The sequence below is a fragment of the Pseudomonas atacamensis genome (assembly GCF_017167965.1).
In the GTDB taxonomy this organism is placed as follows: Bacteria; Pseudomonadota; Gammaproteobacteria; order Pseudomonadales; family Pseudomonadaceae; genus Aquipseudomonas; species Aquipseudomonas atacamensis.
Window position 1 is genome coordinate 3,862,195 of sequence record NZ_CP070503.1, and the last position, 21,525, is coordinate 3,883,719.

26 protein-coding genes and 1 tRNA gene are annotated in these 21,525 nt (G+C 57.4%); 8 read left to right on the forward strand and 19 right to left on the reverse strand.

What is annotated here, in order from left to right; translation table 11 throughout:
• Nucleotides 1-18 precede the first annotated feature (18 nt).
• From pheS to thrS, 5 genes are all read right to left on the reverse strand, one after another.
• Complete coding sequence (pheS, locus tag JWU58_RS17630; RefSeq protein WP_003226365.1) at nucleotides 19-1,035, reverse strand: phenylalanine--tRNA ligase subunit alpha; 1,017 nt, start codon at nucleotides 1,033-1,035, stop codon at nucleotides 19-21.
• A 109-nt stretch (nucleotides 1,036-1,144) separates the two neighbouring features.
• Nucleotides 1,145-1,501: a 50S ribosomal protein L20 gene (rplT, locus tag JWU58_RS17635; RefSeq protein WP_002553161.1), complete on the reverse strand. Its 357-nt coding sequence runs from the start codon at nucleotides 1,499-1,501 to the stop codon at nucleotides 1,145-1,147.
• A 27-nt stretch (nucleotides 1,502-1,528) separates the two neighbouring features.
• The gene (gene rpmI, locus JWU58_RS17640) at nucleotides 1,529-1,723 is read right to left on the reverse strand and encodes a 50S ribosomal protein L35 (RefSeq protein ID WP_002553160.1); all 195 of its coding nucleotides are present in this window, start codon (nucleotides 1,721-1,723) and stop codon (nucleotides 1,529-1,531) included.
• Between the two features lie 60 nt (nucleotides 1,724-1,783).
• A complete protein-coding gene (infC, locus tag JWU58_RS17645; RefSeq protein ID WP_169432615.1) occupies nucleotides 1,784-2,335 on the reverse strand; it encodes a translation initiation factor IF-3 in 552 nt (183 codons plus the stop codon).
• Nucleotides 2,335-4,257 (reverse strand): threonine--tRNA ligase, encoded by a 1,923-nt coding sequence (thrS, locus tag JWU58_RS17650; RefSeq protein ID WP_024012407.1) that lies wholly within the window; start codon nucleotides 4,255-4,257, stop codon nucleotides 2,335-2,337. The genes infC and thrS overlap by 1 nt, the downstream gene beginning before the upstream one ends.
• Before the next feature lie 370 nt (nucleotides 4,258-4,627).
• Between thrS and JWU58_RS17655 the strand changes: the two genes are divergently transcribed.
• Nucleotides 4,628-4,930: a hypothetical protein gene (locus JWU58_RS17655; protein ID WP_016774048.1), complete on the forward strand. Its 303-nt coding sequence runs from the start codon at nucleotides 4,628-4,630 to the stop codon at nucleotides 4,928-4,930.
• A 290-nt stretch (nucleotides 4,931-5,220) separates the two neighbouring features.
• A complete protein-coding gene (locus JWU58_RS17660) occupies nucleotides 5,221-5,433 on the forward strand; it encodes a cold-shock protein (protein WP_003179963.1) in 213 nt (70 codons plus the stop codon).
• 64 nt (nucleotides 5,434-5,497) lie between these two features.
• Here JWU58_RS17660 and JWU58_RS17665 read toward each other — a convergent pair whose 3' ends face one another.
• Nucleotides 5,498-5,815, reverse strand: a complete 318-nt coding sequence (locus JWU58_RS17665) for an I78 family peptidase inhibitor (RefSeq protein WP_016774047.1) — start codon at nucleotides 5,813-5,815, stop codon at nucleotides 5,498-5,500.
• A 166-nt stretch (nucleotides 5,816-5,981) separates the two neighbouring features.
• Complete coding sequence (locus JWU58_RS17670) at nucleotides 5,982-6,284, reverse strand: hypothetical protein (protein ID WP_016774046.1); 303 nt, start codon at nucleotides 6,282-6,284, stop codon at nucleotides 5,982-5,984.
• Nucleotides 6,285-6,415: 131 nt separating this feature from the next.
• On the opposite strand from JWU58_RS17670, the gene JWU58_RS17675 reads away from it, so the two are divergent.
• A complete protein-coding gene (locus tag JWU58_RS17675; RefSeq protein WP_016774045.1) occupies nucleotides 6,416-6,616 on the forward strand; it encodes a hypothetical protein in 201 nt (66 codons plus the stop codon).
• Nucleotides 6,617-6,650: 34 nt separating this feature from the next.
• Here the strand turns inward: JWU58_RS17675 and JWU58_RS17680 are convergent, their stop codons facing one another.
• The 8 genes from JWU58_RS17680 to JWU58_RS17715 form a co-directional block, all read right to left on the reverse strand.
• On the reverse strand, nucleotides 6,651-7,679 hold the full coding sequence (locus JWU58_RS17680) for a nucleoside hydrolase (RefSeq protein WP_206420682.1): 1,029 nt from the start codon (nucleotides 7,677-7,679) through the stop codon (nucleotides 6,651-6,653).
• 31 nt (nucleotides 7,680-7,710) lie between these two features.
• Nucleotides 7,711-8,115, reverse strand: coding sequence for a D-ribose pyranase (rbsD, locus tag JWU58_RS17685; protein ID WP_206420683.1), 405 nt, complete (start codon nucleotides 8,113-8,115; stop codon nucleotides 7,711-7,713).
• Nucleotides 8,112-9,029 carry a ribokinase gene (gene rbsK / locus JWU58_RS17690; RefSeq protein WP_122610294.1) on the reverse strand — a complete coding sequence of 306 codons (918 nt, stop codon included), beginning with the start codon at nucleotides 9,027-9,029 and terminating at the stop codon, nucleotides 8,112-8,114. Before rbsK ends, rbsD begins: the two co-directional genes overlap by 4 nt.
• 24 nt (nucleotides 9,030-9,053) lie before the next feature.
• A complete protein-coding gene (locus JWU58_RS17695; protein ID WP_160768807.1) occupies nucleotides 9,054-10,073 on the reverse strand; it encodes a LacI family DNA-binding transcriptional regulator in 1,020 nt (339 codons plus the stop codon).
• Between the two features lie 3 nt (nucleotides 10,074-10,076).
• A complete protein-coding gene (locus JWU58_RS17700; RefSeq protein ID WP_016774040.1) occupies nucleotides 10,077-11,054 on the reverse strand; it encodes an ABC transporter permease in 978 nt (325 codons plus the stop codon).
• Nucleotides 11,051-12,604 carry a sugar ABC transporter ATP-binding protein gene (locus tag JWU58_RS17705; RefSeq protein ID WP_122610295.1) on the reverse strand — a complete coding sequence of 518 codons (1,554 nt, stop codon included), beginning with the start codon at nucleotides 12,602-12,604 and terminating at the stop codon, nucleotides 11,051-11,053. Before JWU58_RS17705 ends, JWU58_RS17700 begins: the two co-directional genes overlap by 4 nt.
• Before the next feature lie 55 nt (nucleotides 12,605-12,659).
• Entirely contained in the window at nucleotides 12,660-13,616 is a 957-nt protein-coding gene (locus tag JWU58_RS17710; RefSeq protein ID WP_024012403.1) for a sugar ABC transporter substrate-binding protein, read from the reverse strand.
• A gap of 197 nt (nucleotides 13,617-13,813) precedes the next feature.
• Nucleotides 13,814-14,263, reverse strand: coding sequence for a hypothetical protein (locus JWU58_RS17715; protein WP_206422209.1), 450 nt, complete (start codon nucleotides 14,261-14,263; stop codon nucleotides 13,814-13,816).
• 336 nt (nucleotides 14,264-14,599) lie between these two features.
• Here JWU58_RS17715 and JWU58_RS17720 point away from each other — a divergent pair, with 336 nt between their 5' ends.
• From JWU58_RS17720 to JWU58_RS17730, 3 genes are all read left to right on the forward strand, one after another.
• The gene (locus JWU58_RS17720; protein WP_041478548.1) at nucleotides 14,600-15,688 is read left to right on the forward strand and encodes an asparaginase; all 1,089 of its coding nucleotides are present in this window, start codon (nucleotides 14,600-14,602) and stop codon (nucleotides 15,686-15,688) included.
• 197 nt (nucleotides 15,689-15,885) lie between these two features.
• Nucleotides 15,886-16,155, forward strand: coding sequence for a DUF1654 domain-containing protein (locus tag JWU58_RS17725; protein ID WP_136493974.1), 270 nt, complete (start codon nucleotides 15,886-15,888; stop codon nucleotides 16,153-16,155).
• A 4-nt stretch (nucleotides 16,156-16,159) separates the two neighbouring features.
• On the forward strand, nucleotides 16,160-16,849 hold the full coding sequence (locus tag JWU58_RS17730) for an endonuclease (RefSeq protein ID WP_024012402.1): 690 nt from the start codon (nucleotides 16,160-16,162) through the stop codon (nucleotides 16,847-16,849).
• Between the two features lie 82 nt (nucleotides 16,850-16,931).
• On the opposite strand, the gene JWU58_RS17735 is transcribed toward JWU58_RS17730, so the two are convergent.
• Nucleotides 16,932-17,297: an SPOR domain-containing protein gene (locus JWU58_RS17735; RefSeq protein ID WP_024012401.1), complete on the reverse strand. Its 366-nt coding sequence runs from the start codon at nucleotides 17,295-17,297 to the stop codon at nucleotides 16,932-16,934.
• A 250-nt stretch (nucleotides 17,298-17,547) separates the two neighbouring features.
• Between JWU58_RS17735 and csrA the strand changes: the two genes are divergently transcribed.
• Complete coding sequence (gene csrA, locus JWU58_RS17740; RefSeq protein WP_003179932.1) at nucleotides 17,548-17,742, forward strand: carbon storage regulator CsrA; 195 nt, start codon at nucleotides 17,548-17,550, stop codon at nucleotides 17,740-17,742.
• A 219-nt stretch (nucleotides 17,743-17,961) separates the two neighbouring features.
• Here csrA and JWU58_RS17745 read toward each other — a convergent pair whose 3' ends face one another.
• Together JWU58_RS17745 and JWU58_RS17750 are read right to left on the reverse strand one after the other, a co-directional pair.
• Nucleotides 17,962-18,417, reverse strand: a complete 456-nt coding sequence (locus JWU58_RS17745; protein WP_206420684.1) for a DUF2214 family protein — start codon at nucleotides 18,415-18,417, stop codon at nucleotides 17,962-17,964.
• Nucleotides 18,418-18,882: 465 nt separating this feature from the next.
• Nucleotides 18,883-18,959: transfer RNA gene (locus tag JWU58_RS17750), tRNA-Val, on the reverse strand.
• Nucleotides 18,960-19,142: 183 nt separating this feature from the next.
• Here JWU58_RS17750 and JWU58_RS17755 point away from each other — a divergent pair.
• Nucleotides 19,143-20,426, forward strand: a complete 1,284-nt coding sequence (locus JWU58_RS17755) for an NAD(P)/FAD-dependent oxidoreductase (protein WP_206420685.1) — start codon at nucleotides 19,143-19,145, stop codon at nucleotides 20,424-20,426.
• 126 nt (nucleotides 20,427-20,552) lie between these two features.
• Here the strand turns inward: JWU58_RS17755 and JWU58_RS17760 are convergent, their stop codons facing one another.
• Nucleotides 20,553-21,524, reverse strand: coding sequence for an XdhC family protein (locus JWU58_RS17760; protein WP_206420686.1), 972 nt, complete (start codon nucleotides 21,522-21,524; stop codon nucleotides 20,553-20,555).
• Nucleotide 21,525 lies beyond the last annotated feature (1 nt).

Genomic DNA, 21,525 nt, shown 5'->3' on the forward strand with positions numbered 1-21,525 from the left:
CCTAAGAATTCGTTACGACTAGCGAAATTGCGCGAGGAACCGCAAGTCGTTGTCGAAGAACAGACGCAAGTCGTTCACGCCGTAACGGAGCATGGCCAGACGCTCGACGCCCATGCCGAAGGCAAAGCCGGAGAACTCTTCCGGGTCGATGCCGGACATGCGCAGCACGTTCGGGTGAACCATGCCGCAGCCCATCACTTCCAGCCAGCCGGTCTGCTTGCAGACGCGGCAGCCTTTGCCACTGCACATCACGCATTCCATATCGACTTCAGCGGATGGCTCGGTGAACGGGAAGTACGAAGGACGGAAACGCACGGCCAGTTCTTTCTCGAAGAACACCCGCAGGAATTCTTCGATGGTGCCTTTGAGATCGGCAAAATTGATATCGCGATCAACCAGCAGGCCTTCGACCTGGTGGAACATCGGCGAATGGGTGATATCGGAGTCGCTGCGATAGACGCGGCCCGGGCAGACGATGCGGATCGGCGGCTGCTTCGATTCCATGGTGCGGACCTGTACCGGCGAGGTATGGGTGCGCAGCAACATGTTGGCATTGAAATAGAAGGTGTCATGCATCGACCGGGCCGGGTGATGGCCTGGGATGTTGAGCGCTTCAAAGTTGTGGTAGTCGTCTTCGACCTCTGGGCCTTCGGCAATGCCGTAGCCAATGCGGGTGAAGAACTGCTCAACGCGCTCCAGAGTCCGGGTGACCGGGTGCAGACCACCAGAGGTCTGGCCACGGCCCGGCAATGTCACGTCGATGGATTCGGCAGACAGTTTGGCAGCCAGCTCGGCTTCTTCAAACAATGCCATGCGCGCATTGAGAACGCCTGTAACACGTTCCTTGGCAACGTTGATCAGCGCACCGACTTGCGGACGCTCTTCGGCCGGCAGATTCCCCAGGGTCTTCATCACCTGAGTCAATTCGCCCTTCTTGCCAAGGTATTGAACCCGGATTTGCTCCAGGGCATTGATATCTTCAGCGCTTTGCACAGCCTCTAGTGCTTGAGAGACCAGCGCATCCAGGTTTTCCATGTACAGACTCCAGATACAAAATAGGGGAAGAGCTTGAAGGCTCTTCCCCTATTTATGACGTTTAACACCTGGCCCCACAGAGGTGAGGCCGGGTGACTGTCGGGGGTACTTAAGCCAAGGTGGCTTTAGCTTTCTCGACAATCGCAGCAAACGCCGCTTTTTCGTTCACTGCCAGATCAGCCAGAACCTTGCGGTCGATCTCGATGGACGCTTTTTTCAGGCCAGCGATGAAACGGCTGTAGGACAGACCGTTAACACGAGCACCAGCGTTGATACGAGCGATCCACAGAGCGCGGAACTGACGTTTTTTCTGACGACGGTCACGGTAGGCGTACTGGCCTGCCTTGATTACCGCTTGCTTGGCAACACGGAATACGCGGGAGCGTGCGCCGTAGTAGCCTTTAGCAAGTTTCAGAATTTTTTTGTGACGCTTACGGGCAATGACGCCACGCTTTACACGAGCCATGAGTTACTTCCTCTATTCTTGACTAAATTAACGAAGGCGCAGCATGCGCTCGACTTTTGCCACGTCAGACGGATGCAGCAAGCTGCTACCGCGCAGTTGACGCTTACGCTTGGTCGACATTTTAGTCAGGATGTGGCTCTTGAAAGCGTGCTTGTGCTTGATGCCGTTAGCAGTTTTCAGAAACCGCTTGGCAGCACCACTTTTGGTTTTCATTTTTGGCATGTTCGGATACTCCGCATTCAGTTGATAAACATAATCAGAAGGCCTGCCGTGCCCTGTTGATTACTTCTTCTTTTTCGGGGCGATGACCATGATCAGCTGGCGTCCTTCCATCTTAGGATGCTGTTCGACCGAACCGTACTCGAGCAGGTCTTGTTCAACCCGCTTGAGGAGTTCCATCCCCAGCTCCTGGTGGGCCATCTCACGGCCGCGGAATCGCAAGGATACCTTGGCCCTGTCCCCGTCACTCAGGAAACGTACCAGGTTGCGCAGTTTTACCTGGTAATCCCCTTCCTCCGTCCCTGGACGAAACTTGATTTCTTTAACCTGAATCTGCTTCTGGTTTTTCTTCGCCGCGGCAATCTGCTTCTTCTTCTCGAAGATCGACTTGCCGTAGTCCATCACCCGGCAAACAGGCGGGACTGCATCGGCGGAGATTTCCACCAGATCAAGCTTTGCTTCTTCAGCGATACGAAGCGCTTCATCAATCGAGACGATGCCAATCTGCTCGCCATCAGCGCCAATTAACCGAACCTCGCGTGCCGAGATATTCTCGTTGATCGGGGCTTTCGGTGCAGCTCGTTTATCTTGTCTCATTTCACGCTTAATAATAATTACTCCGAATCTGGGCGACCACGCCGGGAAACCGCTTGCGCGAGAAACTCAGCGAACTGGGCGACGGGCATCGAGCCCAGGTCAGCACCTTCACGAGTACGCACAGCGACAGTCTGCATCTCGACTTCCTTATCTCCGATAACCAAAAGATAGGGAACCTTGAGCAAAGTATGCTCGCGGATTTTAAAGCCGATCTTTTCATTTCTCAAGTCGGACTTGGCACGAAATCCGCTTTCGTTGAGAGTTTTTTCAACCTCTGCAACAAAATCTGCCTGTTTATCAGTGATATTCATGATCACTGCCTGGGTTGGCGCGAGCCACGCAGGGAAGGCACCTTCGTAGTGCTCGATCAGAATCCCGACGAAACGCTCGAACGAACCGAGGATCGCGCGGTGCAACATCACCGGGTGTTTGCGACTGTTGTCTTCAGAGACGTATTCAGCGCCCAAACGGACAGGCAGGTTAAAATCGAGCTGCAAGGTACCACACTGCCAGACGCGACCGAGACAATCTTTCAGCGAGAACTCGATCTTCGGCCCGTAGAAAGCACCCTCGCCCGGCTGCAGATCGTACGGCAGGCCAGCAGAATCAAGGGCTGCAGCCAATGCTGCTTCAGCGCGATCCCACAGCTCATCGGAGCCGACGCGTTTTTCCGGACGAGTGGACAGCTTCATCTCGACTTCGGTAAAGCCGAAATCGCGATAGACGTCCATGGTCAGTTTGATGAACGCAGCGGACTCGGCCTGCATCTGCTCTTCGGTGCAGAAAATGTGCGCGTCGTCCTGAGTGAACGCTCGCACGCGCATGATGCCGTGCAACGCACCCGACGGCTCGTTACGGTGGCAGGCACCGAACTCGGCCAGACGCATCGGCAACTCGCGGTAGCTTTTCAGGCCCTGATTGAACACCTGCACGTGGCACGGGCAGTTCATCGGCTTGATGGCGTAGTCGCGGTTTTCCGACTGAGTGGTGAACATGTTGTCGGCATAGTTGGCCCAGTGCCCGGATTTTTCCCACAGGCTGCGGTCGACGACTTGAGGAGTCTTGATCTCAAGGTAGCCGTTGTCGCGCTGGATCTTGCGCATGTACTGCTCGAGGACCTGGTACAGAGTCCAGCCGTTCGGGTGCCAGAACACCATGCCCGGCGACTCTTCCTGAGTGTGGAACAGGCCCAGGCGCTTGCCGATCTTGCGGTGATCGCGCTTCTCGGCTTCTTCAATGCGCTGGATGTACGCCGCCAGCTGTTTCTTGTCCGCCCAAGCGGTGCCGTAGACGCGCTGCAATTGCTCGTTCTTGGCGTCGCCACGCCAGTAGGCGCCCGACAGCTTGGTCAGCTTGAAGGATTTCAGGAAACGCGTGTTCGGCACGTGCGGACCGCGGCACATGTCAACGTATTCTTCGTGATAGTACAGACCCATGGCCTGCTCGTTCGGCATGTCTTCGACCAGGCGCAGCTTGTAGTCTTCGCCACGGGCCTTGAACACTTCGATCACTTCGGCGCGCGGAGTGACTTTCTTGATGACGTCATAATCCTTCTCGATCAGCTGCTGCATGCGCTGTTCGATGGCCGCCATGTCTTCCGGCGTGAAAGGACGCTCGTAGGCGATGTCGTAATAGAAGCCTTCGTCGATGACCGGGCCGATGACCATCTTCGCGGTCGGGTACAGCTGTTTGACCGCGTGGCCAACCAGGTGCGCGCAAGAGTGGCGAATGATCTCCAGCCCCTCTTCATCCTTTGGCGTAATGATTTGCAGGGTCGCGTCGCTGCTGATGATGTCGCTGGCGTCGACCAGTTGGCCATTGACCTTGCCGGCGAGCGTGGCCTTGGCCAGACCTGCACCAATGGATGCGGCGACCTCGGCTACGGAAACCGGGTGATCGAATGAACGTTGACTGCCGTCGGGAAGAGTAATAGTTGGCATGGCGCCTCCTCTCCTAGTGGTGACCCCTACCAAAGGTCACGTGGGTTGGGATGAGCCAGTACAAGATCCGATCCAGGCCATTCAATGACGAACGCCTGCCTTACAGCGGCAAGAGCCTTGCGGCCAACCGGAAAACCGAACCAGAGTGACTGGGATTCAAATCGGAAAAATTCGCACGCCGACCGCTTCGGGACTGAAGGTCATCCGAAGCCTGAGAACGCTTGAGCCCGGCATGCTAGCACACATGAGCGGTCGCTCACGCCCTGATTTGGCAGAAGGCGAAATGTCCGATTTTATGCCAGAGTGCTGAACTTGATCGGCCCTTGCGCCCTCAGATAACAAGACATTGACCCACAAGGAGCATCCTCGCATGCGTCTGAAAAGCTTATTCGCCGTCGTCGCCCCCGTCGTCCTGCTGTTGCCACTGAGCGCCCATGCCGACTGGCCGAAAGGCGAGCGCGAAAAGTACATGGCCCAGTGCACTCAGGCTGCGACCCAGCAAATCGGTGCTGCAGCGGCGAAATCCCACTGCGCTTGCGGAGCTGACGCCATCAAGTCCTATCCGGCCAGCGACATTCAGGCGCTGATGGACAACAAGGCGACTCCTGAATTGCAACAGAAAGCCCTTGGCCAGATCGCCAAATGCAAGGCAAATACCGCCCCGAAAAAATAAGAAAACCGGGTATTAATATCGGCTGAAAGGCGGAAAAAAGTGCTGGAAATGAGCCTTTTCAGACGATTTATGCAGGTTTTACAGGTTTTTTTATCGTCTTTACGTTTCGCTGAAAGCCTTTCAAACCGGGGCTTTCAGCAGAGACGGGTGGTAAAGAAAACACGACTGATTGGCAAACAGCGCGTCCGGGGGGCTCCCAAAGCGAACATTTCGACTATGATACCCGGGTGTGCCCAGTTGGCCTGAGCAGCACAGTACTACTGAAAATATATGTTTCTTGGAGATACACCATGTCTAATCGCCAAACCGGCACCGTTAAATGGTTCAACGATGAAAAAGGCTTCGGCTTCATCACTCCTCAAGGTGGCGGTGACGACCTGTTCGTACACTTCAAAGCTATCGAATCCGACGGTTTCAAAAGCCTGAAAGAAGGCCAGACCGTCTCTTTCGTGGCTGAGAAAGGCCAAAAGGGTATGCAAGCTGCACAGGTTCGCCCAGAGTAATTTCTCGGTGCACTAAAAAAACCCCGTCCAAGTGACGGGGTTTTTTATGTCTTGAACGAAGTGTTCAGCCGCAATTGACGCGGGTAACAACCAGGTTGTTGTCGGTGTTCAGATTCAGGCGATCGGAGCGGTATTCCAGGGTGATCATGTCGTTTGGCTTGAGGAAGCGCGCATTTTGCGCCCCAGCCTTCGCACGTGCCTGATCCAGCAATTCAGGGGATGCCTTCTTGCCGATGGCGAATTGCGCTGCCGATGCTTCGCAGCGGCTGTTTCCCGATTCAGCAGCCACGGGTTCCTTTGCCGACTCGCTGGAGGTTGTGCTGCAACCAGCCAACAGAGCAGCGGCCATCAGTGCACCCAGTGTCGCGAACTTCAAAGGCATGAAGCCTCCTTGTTTTCAAATGTTTAAGCAGAGATCGTGCGACCGCCAATGCGGCGTTTGGTTTCAAGGCTCAAGCCATGCCCTGCCCCACGAGCGGAAAAATGCCGAGTGTGCCTGAGCTGCGCGCGGCGACTCAGCAAACAATCGTGACTGAATATTAACGACCTCAATATACGTCGATGTAGTCATACGGCGGATTCGGCCAGTTGTCCTTGAGCGCGTTGAAAATCTGCATCACCCAGACTTCATCGCTGGCTGCGACGTTACCCACATAGCCGGAGCCCTTTGCCCAGGTTTCCAGGCGAAACAGCAGACCGTCGATATCCTGCCCACCGGTCACGGTTGACAGATAGGCGATGCCGTCTTTGGTTACGCGCAATTGGTTGTGTACGTCGTCACTGGCCGACGCGAGCAATTGGCGCACGGCATCGAGTGTGAGGCCGTCAGGGCTATTCAGATCGATCTGCACAACAGGGTCCTTGGTAAGCCGGAAAAGACCAAGTGTCGCATAGCGCTCCGCTCATGCCTAAGTCGCAGTGCCAAACGCCGCGCAAAATGGTTAACTCGAAAAACAGACACCCTGACCTTTCGAGCCTCCTCATGACCAGTGTAAGCATCGACGCCGCCATAAACGCCAAATGGGCCGAAGGACACAGCTCTTACAGCCCCGGCACGACGGAAGAACTGGCGCTGATCGGCATCGATTTACTGGTCAAGGAGTTGGGGATAGAAGCGGCGCAGCATTTTATCAATCAGGTATTCGAACGCTATCCGATCGGCCAGGCCGAACAGCCGCAGTGAAAACCCGCAGGCAAACTGCCTGCGGGTCGACGACTTATTTCAGGCGTTTCAGGCGCTCGGTCAGCAGATCAAAGAATCCCTGGGCGTCGCCATTTTCGACCCAGAATGCATTCTTCGGTGCTTTCAAGCCGTCATACCAGTCAACGATGGTCTGGCCGAATGTCGGTCCTTCACGGCTATCCACCACGACGTTGACCGCCCGACCGGTAAACAACTCAGGCTTGAGCAGATACGCCACAACGGTGGCGTCATGCACCGGGCCGCCGGGAATGCCGTAGTGCTCCATATCGCCCTTGATGTATTCGTTGAGAATGTCGCCGACGATCTTGCTCGCATTGTTGTTCAGCGCGGCGATCTGCTTCAGGCGCGCGTCACTGGTCAAGATCTTGTGGGTCACGTCCAGCGGCAGATAGGTGAGTTTCACCCCGCTCTTGAGCACCACCTCGGCAGCCTGCGGATCGGCGAACAGGTTGAATTCAGCCACAGGGGTGATGTTGCCACCGTTGAAATGCGCCCCGCCCATGATCACCACTTCCTTGATGCCCTGAACGATCTCCGGTTCCTGGATCAACGCCAGAGCCAGGTTGGTCTGCGGGCCGAGCATGGCGATGGTGATGCTGTGCGGTTTGGCCGATTTAAGAGTGTCGATCAGATAATTGACCGCATTACCTTTCGCCAGGCCTTTCTTCGGTTCGTGAACCGTGACGCCCGACAAGCCTTCCTTGCCATGAATGTTCTCGGCGTAGATCGGCGTGCGCATCAGTGGCTTCGGTGCGCCAGCGTAAACCGGCACGTCTTCGCGCCCTGCCCATTCGCGAGCCAGCCGCGCGTTACGCGAAGTCTTGTCCAGGCGCACGTTGCCAGCGACGGTGGTCAAGGCTCGGATATTCAACTCATCCGGCGAAGCGAGGGCAAAGAGCAAGGCGACCACGTCGTCAGCGCCCGGATCGGTGTCGATGATCAGGTCGATCTTTTCCGCCGCCTGAGCGCCGGTCGCAGTTATCACGGACAAAAGCAGCAGACCCCGAAGCAGTTGGTGAATTTTTTCAGCATAGCGTTGCATAGCGCATTCCTTGTGCAGGTGAGATCGGAAATCAGAATGTAACCCCGGCGACCAGAACGATGTTGCAGTACGGCTGACATTCTCCTGTACGAATGATCGCCCTGGCTTGTCGGCTCAGTACCTTGAACTGCTCGTGAGTGAGCAGATCCCTACGGCCCAGCGCGCCCTCTTCGTTCATCGCGTCCAGATCGGCCAGCGCCGTGGGTTGTTTGGCGAAGATCTCTTTGGCCAGCACATGGCTTTCTACCTGCATCTCGCTGAGTACAACTTTCAGCGTGCTGACGAAATCAGGGATGCCATGGGTCAGCGCCAGATCAATCAACTCGACACCCGGTGGCACGGGCAAACCGGCATCGCCAATCACGACCATGTCACCGTGGCCAAGCGAAGCGATCAGTCGCGACAGCGCGACGTTGAGCAAAGGAGTCTTTTTCATGCGGGTCTGAACGCCTGTACTTCGGACATTGTTGGAATCGACGGTTGCGCACCGGCACGGGTAACCGACAGCGCAGCGGCAATCTGACCGTAGCGAATCGCGTCGGCCTCGGATTTGCCATTTGCCAGCGCTGCGGCGAAACCGCCGACAAAGGTGTCGCCTGCGGCCGTGGTATCGACCGCCTTCACGGTCGGCGCGGGGAAGTGTTCGAAGCCCTTGCCATTGGCGAACAACGACCCCTGCGCGCCCAACGTGACAATGACTTTACCGGCGCCCATGGCAATCAATTGAGTGGCAGCCGTTTCTGCCGACTGCAACGAGTCGACAGCGAGCCCGCTCAATGCGGCCGCTTCGCTCTCGTTAGGAATCAGATAGTCGATCGCCGCGAACCAGTCTGCCGGCAAAGGACGGCTCGCCGGCGCCGGATTGAGGATGACGGTCTTGCCCAGTTCACGTGCACGCTTGAGCGCATGCCCGACCGTCGCATCGGGAATCTCGAGCTGACAGATCACCACATCGGCGGCCTGTAAAACCGCGTCAAAACGGTCGATCACTGCTGGCATCATCGCGCCGTTGGCACCGGCGACAATCACGATGGCGTTCTGGCTGTTGTCATCCACCACAATCAGCGCCACGCCACTGGAATCCTCTACGACGCTGACAGCCTGGCAGTCGATGTGCTCGGCGAGCAAGGCATCGCGCAATCGCACACCGTAGTCGTCATTTCCGACGCAACCGATCATTGCCACCTTAGCGCCCAAGCGCGCAGCAGCAACCGCCTGATTGGCGCCCTTGCCGCCCGACACAGTGGCAAAGGAATGACCGATCAGCGTTTCACCGCCGCGCGGCAGCCGTGGCGCCCGGGTGACCAGGTCCATGTTCAGGCTGCCTATTACCACTACATTTGCTGGCATACATCACTACTCATCAATTCGGTTTCAGCGATATTCGGTGAACACGCCGGACAGCGGCGCGGTCGACTCGCGCAGGACAATGCTCGGGGTCACGATGCGTTGATCGGTACCCGAATCGGGCGCAGCAATTCTGCGCAACAGCACTTCGGCGGCCATCTCGCCCAGTTGCAGGATCGACTGGCCGACCGTGGTCAGCGCCGGATAGACATAACGACTCATCTGAATGTCATCGAAGCCGATCACCGACAATTCCGCCGGTACCCGGACGTTTCGTTCTGCCGCTGCGCGCAGCACACCGATGCCAATCATGTCGTTGCCGGCAAAAATCGCACTGGGCGGATGGCTTTCGAGCAGCCGGGCAGCGGCGTTGTAACCGCCGGTGCTGGTAAAGTCGCTTTCCAGCATGCGCTCTTCGCGCACCTCGATTCCCGCCTCTTGCAGCGCTCGGCAATAACCGGCCTGACGCATTTGCGCCACGCTGGTACTGGCCGGACCGCCGATCGTGGCGATGTCGCGATGCCCCAACTCGAGCAGGTGACGGGTTGCCAGATAAGCGCCGTATTCGTGGTCGATGCGCACCAGATCGGCATTTACACCTTCCAGGCCCCGGTCGACGATGACCATCGGCGTCTTCACGCCCGCCAGCCCTTGCGCCAGACCACTGTCACCGCCGGCGGAGGCGACGATCAAACCGTCAATGCGCTTTTCCAGCAACACACGCAAATAGCTGCGCTGCTTGTCCGGGTTGTCGTCGGAGTTACAGAGGATCACGCAATAGCCGTTGCGCTCGCAGTAATCCTCGATTCCGCGCGCCAATTCAGCGAAGTACGGGTTGAGGCTGTTAGGCACCAGCAGGCCGATGGTCGCGGTGGTCTTGGCTTTCAGCGAGCGCGCCACGGCACTGGGCACGTAGTCGAGGCTCTTGATCGCCGCCTCGACTTTGCGCCGCACTTCCTGACTGACCGGGCGGGTGTTGTTCACCACGTGCGACACGGTGGTGTAGGAAATGCCCGCGAGCGCCGCTACATCCTTGATCGTTGCCATGGTTCAGCCCCGGCGACTGGCGCGTTGACTGCGATAGGTGTCGAGCACCACAGCGATAACGATTACCGCACCGGTGATGATGCGCTTGGTCGGCTCCGTCGCACCAATCTGCGCGAGACCGGCCGCGAGCACGGAAATGATCAACACACCAAAGAAAGTACTGATCACCGAACCGCGCCCGCCCATCAGGCTGGTGCCGCCGATTACCACCGCTGCGATCACTTGCAGTTCCAGGCCCGAACCTGCGTTCGGGTCAGCCGCTTCCAGACGCGAAATCTGAAACAGAGCGGCAATGCCCGCCAGCAGGCCCATAAGGCTGAACACCAGAATCTTGTAGGGCTTGGGATTGATCCCGGCCAGCCGCACGGCTTCTTCGTTGGTGCCGATGCCGATCAGGTAGCGGCCGAAAACCGTGCGGGTCAAAACTGCCTGCGCGATGAAGATCACCAACAAAGCGATGATGAACGACGGGGAAATGCCGAACGCGATCGGATTCGACAGCCAGGCGAACGCATCGCCAATGTAGGCAGTGCGCGACCCGGTCATCTGATACGCCACACCGCGGGCCATTTCCAGCACGCCGAGGGAGACGATGAACGACGGAATCCGCCAGGCCACGGTGATCGAGCCAGTGATGGTGCCGGCCAGGGCCGCCACCGCCATGCCGAGCAGCGCCGCTGGCAAAACGCTCCAGCCCCAGCCGAGAATCGCAACGCTGACCGTCGATGCGGCCAGCGCGAGGACCGAGCCGACGGACAAATCGATGCCGCCGATGATCAGCACAAAGGTCATGCCTACCGCCAGCACCATCAGGTCGGGAATCTGGTTGGCCAGGGTGCTGAAAGTGTTGTACGAGAGAAAATGGCTGCTCAGGACCGAGAACAGCGCAATCATCGCCAGCAAGGCACCGGCCAGGCCCAGATAAGTACCCAGGCCGAAGAAATTGCCACTACGTTTACTGGCAGAAGATGCAGTTTTCATGGGAGATCCCTAGGCGCTGCTTCATTGAGCAACGCATCACGTTTCTGGTAGCCGGCGAAAGCGGCGGCAAGCAAATCATCCTGGGTCCAGCTGTCGCGCTCGAAGGTGTCGATCAGACGTCCCGCCGAGAGCACGCCGATCCGGTCGCATATCAGCATCAACTCGCGCAAGTCACTGGACACCACGACCAACGCCTTGCCTTGGCGGGTCAACTCGCCGAGCAAACCGTAAATATCGAACTTGGCACCGACATCGATCCCACGAGTGGGCTCGTCGAACAGCAGTACCGAACAGTCGCGCTCCAGCCAGCGGCCGATCACGACCTTCTGCTGATTGCCGCCGGACAGTTCCGAGACCAACTGCGTCGGGCTAGAACTGCGGATACGCATGGCTTCGATCTGACGCTGCGCCAGGGAAATTTCGTCGCCGTTGTTGACGAAACCACCACTGGAGATTTCCGGCATGTTGCCCAAGGCGATGTTGGCGCTGATCGACTGACTGAGCAGCAGCCCTTCGCCCTTGCGATCCTCGGTGATCAACGCGATGCCGTTGCGTACGGCATCCACTGGCGAGCGGACACTCACGACCTTGGCCGGGGAGCCGAGCGCGATGGTGCCGCTGTCGGCAGCATCGGCACCGAAGATCAGCCGCAGCAATTCCGTGCGCCCTGCCCCGATCAATCCGGAAATGCCGAAAATCTCCCCGGCACGCACTTCGAAGGAGACGTCGCGGACTTTGTCCGAACGCGTCAGGCCGTTGACCGTCAGCGCCGGAGCGCCGATCTTGCGCGGCCCCATGTCGATGTGTTCACCCAGTTCGCGACCGACCATCAAGGTGACCAGTTGCTCGCTGTTGTAGTTGGCCATCGGCTCGACGCAGACCAGATTGCCGTCACGCAGCACAGCAATACGCTGCGCCACCCGCGCCAGTTCTTCGAGACGATGAGAGATATAGATGATGGAAACGCCGCGAGCCTGCAATCGGGTGATCTGCTCGAAGAGCATTTCGACTTCGCGCGCCGTGAGCATCGCGGTCGGCTCATCGAGGATCAGCACGTGGCAATCGCCAATCAGGTTGCGCGCGATTTCGACCATCTGTTGATGACCGATACCCAACTCGCCAACCAGTGTGTCCGGGTCGATCGCATCGAGGCCGACCTGCGCCATGGCTTCGATCGCCGCCTTGCGCAACTGCTTGCGGCTGATCCAACCCGCGCTGCTCGGCAGATTATCCAGAAACAGGTTTTCCGCCACCGACAGCGTCGGCAACAGATTGAGTTCTTGCATGACCATGCGCACGCCAAGCTCTTCAGCCTGGGTACGGCTGCCCGGACGATAGTCCTTGCCGTGGAATTGCATCTGGCCGGTGGTTGGCGTGACCAGACCACCAATGATCTTCGACAGGGTACTTTTGCCGGCACCGTTTTCGCCGGTCAGCGCCAGTACTTCACCGCGCATCAGCGTCAGATCGATGCCGGTGAGCACCGGTTGCGCATAGGTCTTGCCGATACCGCTGACCGAGAGGACAGCGTTCGGGGCGGAAACTGACATAGAAATCTCCATGCGCTCGCCCGGACGGACGAGCGCCGTTGTGTCGCCAGATGACTTACTGGGTGACCAGTTCGACCGGTGTTTCGATCACGCCGTTGGCACCGCTGTCGACTTTCTCGCCTTTGATGATCTTCAGTGCGGTTTCGATGCCGAACACGGCCTGCTTGGCTGCAAACTGGTCAGCAGTGGCCAGCACGCGGCCGTCCTTGAGCATTGGCTTGATCGCATTGATGTTGTCGTAACCGACGACTTTCACCTGCCCAGCCTTACCAGCGGCACGGACTGCGGAAACGGCGCCGACCGCCATGCTGTCGTTACCGGCCAGCAGTGCTTTGACATCCGGGTATTCACTGAGGATCGAAGCGGCAACCTTGTTGCCCTTGTCGATTTCCCAATCACCGGATTGCAGCGAGACCACTTTGATCTGCGCGGCTTCCATCGCGTCCTTGAAACCGGCCGTGCGCGCCTGCGCGTTGGTGGTGGTGGACACGCCTTCGATGATGCCGACCTCGTCGCCCGCCTTCAGTTGCTTGGCCAGGTATTCGCCGACCAGACGTGCACCCTTGCGGTTGTCCGGACCTACGAAAGGCACGTTGATGTTTTTACTTTTGACCACGGCGGGATCGAGCTGGTTGTCGATGTTGATCACCGTGATACCGGCGTCTACGGCCTTCTTGATCACCGGCACCATGGCCTTGGAGTCAGAAGGCGCGATCACCAGTGCATTCACCTTGGCCAGGATCATCTGTTCGACGATGCGAGTCTGGCCAGCGGTGTCGGTTTCGTCTTTGATACCGTTGGAGATCAGATCGAAATCGGCGGAGTGTTCTTTCTGGTAGGCTTTGGCGCCGTCTTCCATGGTCAGGAAGAATTCGTTTGCCAAGGATTTCATGACTAGCGCGACTTTGGGTTTTTCTGCGGATTCGGCGAAAGCAGAGGAGACAGGTAGTGCGGCGGCTGTGGCAGCCAGCATAGCGACAGCAAGAAGACGTGCGGCGAATGGCAGCTTCATGGGTTCACTCCGATCTTATGATTATTGTGAGCAACGTTTGCGCTGACGTAAGCTACGTCACGGCTCCGGGAGAAAATCCCTTCCCAGCCGCGCAAACGTTTGCGTAGACCGAACTATGAGAATCCCGCCGGCATTTGTCAACAATCAGAAATCGTCTTTTGTTGTAGGCCGAATCGCCGAATTGGCAATTTGGCGCTTCAGGCAGTCGTATTGACCAAGCCGCCGCTGGGAGCGCTTTTCGACATCCCTTTGACCAACGCACCCGCCACTTCCGCCAGTGCGGCGCTGGTTTGCGCGATCTGGCCCTGAATCGACATCACAGCCTGGGATTTCGCTTCGGGAGTCGGATAGCTTGCGGCCTGAGCCGCAGCCAGTTGCTGTTGCTGCTCCTGAAGTTGCTTTTGCAATTCCTTCATCCGCTTGAGCAGTGTCTTGACGGTGATGCTGAGATTGCTGTCAGCCTCGGTTTCACTGTTTTCCTGCACAGGACCACCACCGGTTCTGACCTGATTCTTCTCAGTCTTCTCGGTACCCAGCGCCTGCGCCGAAGCCTCATTGGTCGCGTCGTTCAGGGTGTTGATCGTGGCTGCAGTTTTACCGCCGATGGTGACTGCAGCGGGATTGGCAAAACCGACCGTCAATGACATGTGAACTCCTAAGATTTGGTTTCCTTGAGGACGCATCGGCCTGGGAGCACATTTCTTTAGCAGGGATTTGTCACCCGCCTGGCTTTTCAGAGATTGCCTATCGGCGAGCCGAACAAGAATCCCGCTGTCGTTCGGAATCCCGGATGGATGGGTCCTCAACGATGCTCCAGCCACCGACAAATATTGATGTAAATCATTGGGTTAAACATTTTCCGCCAGCACATTACGCATGGTATGAATCCTGCTCCCGTCCTTGCACCTCAAGCATTCAGATCGGCTTGGGGCGCATCTAGATGAACCTGCATCAGCACCGTCTCACGACTAGAGAGAAAAATAATGAAATCTGCTTTCAATACCTTGATTCCGGGCGCATTGGCCCTCCTCCTGCTCTTACCTACTGCCCTTCAGGCAAAAGAAGCCGAAACCCAGACGAAACTGGCCAACGTCGTCGTCCTTGCCACAGGCGGCACCATCGCTGGCGCCGGCGCCAGTGCTGCCAACAGCGCCACTTATCAGGCAGCAAAAGTCGGTATCGAACAACTGATTGCTGGCATTCCCGAGTTGAGCAAACTGGCTAACGTGCGTGGCGAACAAGTCATGCAGATCGCTTCGGAAAGCATCACCAACGACAACCTGCTGCAATTGGGTCGTCGCGTTTCCGAACTGGCTGACAGCAAGGACGTGGACGGCATCGTTATCACCCACGGCACCGACACCCTCGAAGAAACCGCTTACTTCCTGAACCTGGTCGAGAAAACCGACAAGCCGATCATCGTCGTCGGTTCGATGCGTCCGGGCACTGCCATGTCGGCAGACGGCATGCTCAACCTGTACAACGCCGTCGCCGTGGCGAGCAGCAAAGAAGCGCGCGGCAAAGGTGTGCTGGTGACCATGAACGACGAGATCCAGTCCGGTCGCGACGTCAGCAAAATGATCAACATCAAGACCGAAGCATTCAAGAGCGCCTGGGGTCCACTGGGCATGGTGGTCGAAGGCAAATCCTACTGGTTCCGCCTGCCGGCCAAGCGGCACACCATGGATTCGGAATTCGACATCAAAAACATCAAGAGCCTGCCTGACGTAGAAATTGCCTATTCCTACGGCAACGTCAGCGATACCGCCTACAAGGCATTGGCGCAAGCCGGCGCCAAAGCCATCATCCACGCCGGCACTGGCAACGGTTCGGTATCCTCTCGCGTGGTTCCATCCCTGCAAGCCCTGCGCAAGGATGGCGTGCAGATCATTCGCTCGTCCCACGTCAACGCTGGCGGCTTTGTCCTGCGTAACGCCGAACAGCCTGACGACAAATACGACTGGGTTGTCGCTCACGATCTGAACCCGCAAAAAGCCCGCATCCTGGCGATGGTCGCGCTGACCAAGACCAACGACAGTAAAGAGCTGCAACGGATGTTCTGGGAATACTGATTGAACATCGCCTGATCACGTCTCGATCGGGCAATTGCGCATCACCTGCCAGCTTGGCAGGTGGTGCCCCGCTTACACCCTTCCAATACTTTTCCCACAAAAATCTCGACAAGCCCTACACCAAAACCGGAAACCCGCTGTCAGAGGATTTTCTTGAATTTTAAGCAGTTGCGAAATCGCTTACAGTTAAATACTGTATGCACGTACAGCTTAATAAGGATAACCTCGTGGCCACCTCTCCTGCTGCTTCTGACGCTTACGAACGCATGGGTATGCGCGTTCAGAAAATCATCAATTCCCCCACCGCACAAAAAGCCAAAGCCGCACTGATTTTCCGTCTGCCGGATGAGCCGATGGATGACTGGGAGCGCTTGCTCGAGGAAATCGACGAGAACGACAACGTTACCCTCGCTTATCGCGACGACGGTGGCGTGCAGATTTTTTGGGTTGTGCCGAAGGAAGATTGATTCAATGAGTGTCCGCTGTGTTGCTTTGCTGTTGTTGTTTTTCGCCATGGGTGCCCAGGCTGGCGCCCCACGTACATTTTCCGAAGCCAAGAAAGCCGCGTGGAAACTTTATGCGCCGCAATCCACCGAGTTTTACTGCGGCTGCAAGTACACCGGCAACAAGGTCGACCTGAAGGCTTGCGGCTATGTGCCGCGCAAGAACGCCAAGCGTGCATCGAGAATCGAATGGGAGCACATCGTGCCGGCCTGGCAGATCGGCCATCAGCGGCAGTGCTGGCAGCAAGGCGGACGCAAGAATTGCACGCGTTACGATCCGGTTTATCAAAAGGCCGAAGCTGATTTGCACAACCTGGTACCAAGCATTGGAGAGGTCAACGGTGACCGCAGCAACTTCAGCTACGGTTGGTTGCCGGTACAATCGGGCCAGTACGGTTCCTGCCTGACCCAGGTCGACTTCAAGGCCAAGAAGGTCATGCCCCGCCCTTCGATTCGCGGCATGATCGCCCGCACGTATTTTTACATGAGCAAACAATACGGACTGCGCCTGTCGAAGCAGGATCGGCAGTTGTACGAAGCGTGGGACAAGACCTATCCAGTGCAGGACTGGGAACGTCAGCGCAACCAGAGCGTGGCATGCGTGATGGGGCGCGGCAACGAGTTTGTCGGCTCGGTAAATCTGAAAGCCTGCGGCTGATTGCAGCGGAAATAAAAAGGCCTCGAGCGTTATGCTCGAGGCCTTTTTAATGTCTGTTCAGCGTGTTTTGAAGGCGCTTCGCTTATGGCGTTAGCGGATGCTCGATCACCACCGATTCGATATTTTGTTTCTTGGCTTTTACCAGCGCTGCATCGACCTGCACCTTGCGCGCCTCGGCGTCAGCCTGGGAATTGAACGGACCGATCAGAATTCGTGTTTTACCGCTGCCGTCCTTGACGACCGTCGGAACGAAAGCATGCTCGATCAACCAGCCGCTCAGGTCACTGACGGCCTGAGGAGTTTCGCCACGCACTTCCAGATCCCACTGTGGCGCGGCGGCCGCCGGCGCTGCCGCGACCTTCGTCTCAGGCTTCGGCGCATCTACATTCTTGCCTTCACCGCAGCCTGCCAATGCCAGTGCCGCTACCAGCCAAACCAATTTGCGCACAACGCTTTCCTCGGAATTCGTAAAGCGGCGATCTTATCATTCAAAAATACTTCGCGAGCCCCGCAAAATGGGCACAAAACAACGAGAATGATGATTGCAGCCTCTGTATAGTTACGCCCTGGGAATTAATGCCGCTTCTGCGCGTCAGAAAGAGGCACCCAAACCGTGAGACTTCGCACTAATCTATAGATACCACCGACCTCTGCACTGTCTGAATCAGGTGCCCTACAAAGCAATCAAGGAGAAGACCATGCTGATACTCACCCGCAAAGTCGGTGAAAGCATAAACATTGGTGATGACATCACGATCACCATCCTCGGAGTCAGCGGCCAACAAGTCCGCATCGGCATCAACGCTCCGAAAAACGTGGCAGTGCACCGTGAAGAAATTTACCAACGCATCCAGGCCGGCCTGACCGCTCCGGACAAGCCGCAAACGCCCTGAGCCACTTTGCATTACGTAGCCAGTCCTATTGCCGTCGCGCAAGACTGGCTAAAGATTCACGCGCCGTTTAGCCAACCGCATTTCACCCCGCTGGGCACGGCGCCTGAAGCATGCTGACTCCTTTCACTTGCCCCTCCCTCCTTTCTTGCGCCGATATTACCTTTCACTCCTGAAGCTGGCTGTCGGACGTTTCCGATAGAGCACGGCGAATTTCGCCTTCTAAGCGAATATCACGCCACGCGCCATGCCTGTCGCCGCGATCATCATCAGGATCAGCAGCAGCGCTTCAACATGACTGATTCGCGCGTACAACTTCGCACGTCCGCTATCAAGCGCCGCACCGCGCGAGGATGCGATGCGGCATTTGATCAGCGTGATCATCGGTGCCAGCTCCATCAGCAGGATCAGCAAGAACAGCGTCATCTTCAGATGAAACAGCGGCTGATGCAGGTAATAGTCAGAGCCTTTCTCGTAACCACCAAACGCACGCATTGCTCCGGTGATAAGCAGCGTCAAAGCTGAAAGCCCCCAAAGGTTATCCGCGAGCAGAACGCGCTTGACCTCTCCCGTGCCCGCCGAGAGTTTTCGGAAAGCTGTGCCGCGCGTCAGCGCCGCCCAGAAAGCCAAGGCAAACGCGAATAGATGAATAGCGGCAAGGACCCACTGACTCAGCATCGACGCACTCCCTTATAAAGAGTTGAAAATCGGCCAGTCAGTAGTAGACGAAAAAACCGCGCCTCGCTTGGAGGTGATGGAGGGAAAGGCGCCCAAACGCCAAATCGCAGGCAAAAAAAATCCCAAGCAGCTGATGGAAGCTTGGGATTTAAAAATGCATAAACCGTGGTGGTGAACGCGGAACGGATGTTACTTAAATTCCCAACATGCAACAAGGCTTTTTCGATAACCGGTTGGAGAAAAAGAGCTGTAAGCCTTTGGATATTCAGGTGTTTTCAACAACGAAATGGAAGAAGAATGCACCAAAATGGCGCTTGATCATTTTGCGCAAACAGTAATGAATAGAGAGCTGATCAGAGCGAAGCGGAAAGGACCGGGAACAAGCGTTGCGCAAATCACAGACAACAAAAAAGGGCTCACCTTTCGGTGAGCCCTTCCAGACCGCCCAGCAGAGCGGATTTTGTTTGGTAGGCGCGATTGGACTCGAACCAACGACCCCCACCATGTCAAGGTGGTGCTCTAACCAACTGAGCTACGTGCCTGCTGTGAGGCGGCATTCTACGGAATTCCGGAGGGGTGTCAACACCTTTTTTTCACCTAACCCTATGAATATGCAAAATATTTAATTTCGCCTCAGCGACGAAGAGTTTCCGGTGGCTGGCGGAGGTTTTTCAACTCGGGTAGGATCGACGCACTCGTAAAATATATTAAACAGGGGCGGCAGGATGGCGAACACCCAATACCCAGAGTCTTATTACGCTGCGTCGGCCAATGCCGTACCACCACGCCCTGTGCTGCAGGATGATGTGGAGACGGACGTCTGTGTGATCGGCGCCGGGTATACCGGGCTGTCGTCCGCCCTGTTCCTGTTGGAGAACGGTTTTCGCGTAACCGTGCTGGAAGCGGCGAAAGTCGGTTTTGGCGCCTCGGGCCGAAACGGCGGGCAGATCGTCAACAGCTATAGCCGCGACATCGACGTCATTGAGCGCACGGTCGGCCCCAAGCAGGCGCAACTGCTCGGCGAAATGGCCTTTGAAGGCGGCCGGATCATTCGCGAGCGCGTGGCCAGATACAACATCCGGTGCGACCTGAAGGACGGCGGTGTATTCGCCGCCCTTTCCGCCAAACAAATGGGGCACCTGGAATCGCAAAAGCGCCTGTGGGAACGCTTCGGCCACACCCAGCTGGAATTGATGGATCAACGCCGCATTCGTGAAGTGGTGGGTTGCGATCAGTACGTCGGTGGCATGCTCGATATGAGCGGCGGCCACATCCATCCGCTGAATCTGGCGCTCGGAGAAGCGGCGGCAGTCGAGTCTCTCGGCGGCACCATCTATGAGCAATCACCTGCCGTGCGCATCGAGCGCGGCGCCAATCCGGTTGTGCATACGCCGCAGGGCAAGGTCAGGGCCAGGTTCATCATCGTCGCCGGCAACGCCTACCTCGGTAATCTGGTACCGGAACTGGCGGCCAAATCGATGCCGTGCGGCACTCAAGTGATCACTACCGAGCCACTGGGCGATGAGCTGGCGAAGGCGCTATTGCCGCAGGATTATTGCGTAGAGGACTGCAACTATCTGCTCGACTACTATCGCCTGACCGCCGACAAGCGCTTGATCTTCGGTGGCGGCGTGGTTTACGGCGCTCGCGATCCGGCGAACATCGAAGCGATCATCCGCCCGAAGATGCTCAAGGCTTTCCCGCAACTCAAGGATGTGAAGATCGATTACGCCTGGACCGGCAACTTCCTGTTGACCCTTTCGCGCTTGCCGCAGGTCGGGCGCCTGGGCGACAACATCTATTACTCGCAGGGCTGCAGCGGTCACGGTGTCACCTACACGCACCTGGCGGGCAAGGTCCTCGCCGAAGCGTTGCGCGGTCAGGCCGAGCGCTTCGATGCCTTTGCCGACCTGCCGCACTATCCCTTCCCCGGCGGGCAATTGCTGCGCACACCGTTTGCCGCGCTGGGTGCCTGGTATTACGGGCTGCGCGATAAGTACGGCCTATAAAACCATTGTGGCGAAGGGATTTATCCCCGTTGGGGGTGCGAAACGCCCCCTCTTGAGCAGGAGGGGACTGCTGCGCAGTCCAACGGGGTAAATCCCCTCGCCACAGTAGATCAGCAAGGCTTAGGATCAGAGCTGATCCCGAGCGATCCCGCTACGAATCCGCAGGATATCCGCCAGCACCGCCAGCGCAATTTCCGCCGGGGTCTTGCTACCAAGGTTGAGGCCGATCGGCGCATGAATCCGCGCCAGCTCTACCTCACTCAAGCCACCAATGCGACGTAAGCGCTCTAAGCGTTTCTGCGATGTCTGCTGCGATCCCATCACACCGATGTAAAACGCCTCGGTGCGCACCGCTTCCATCATCGCCAGATCGTCGATGCGCGGATCATGGGTCAGTGCCACGACTGCCGTGTCGCGATGGCAGCCACCATCGGCAATGAACACCGAAGGCAACTGCCGACGGATTTCCACGCCATTGAGCACCACACCTTCAAGCACTTCATCGCGCGGATCGCAGAGAATCACTTCGAAGCCAAGCCCTACCGCGAACTCGGCACAGGCCTGCGCCACACTGGAGTACCCGGCGAGCAACAAACGCTGTGCTGCACCGACACGAATGCGCACCCGATCGATCTCACGCTCGATCCGCGCGCCCTGCTCGCGATCAGCAAACAGAGTGCGCGCACCGCTGGCCAGATCAACTTCGCGAAGCAGGCGACGCTGACCCAGCAGCGCCGATTCCAGTTCAAGCAGGTGCGCCTGCACCGCGCAGTCGGCGTCAAGTTTCTCAACCAGCACATCAAGAATGCCGCCGCAAGGCAGACTGACCCGCGAGCGCGGATCATCGCCTTCGCCGTAACGCACGACGCTTACCGCTTCGAGAAACGCACCTTCGGCGACGCGCTCAAGGAAATCCTCCTCGACGCAACCGCCCGATAGCGAACCGATCCACTGCCCGCCTTCGTTCACCGCGAGCAGCGAACCCGGCGCGCGCGGTGCCGAGCCGTAAGTGGTCAGCACCGTGCACAGCCAGATTCGCTGCCCGGCCACCGACCATTCCAGCGCCCGACGCACCACTTGCAGATCGAGATGCTGCATA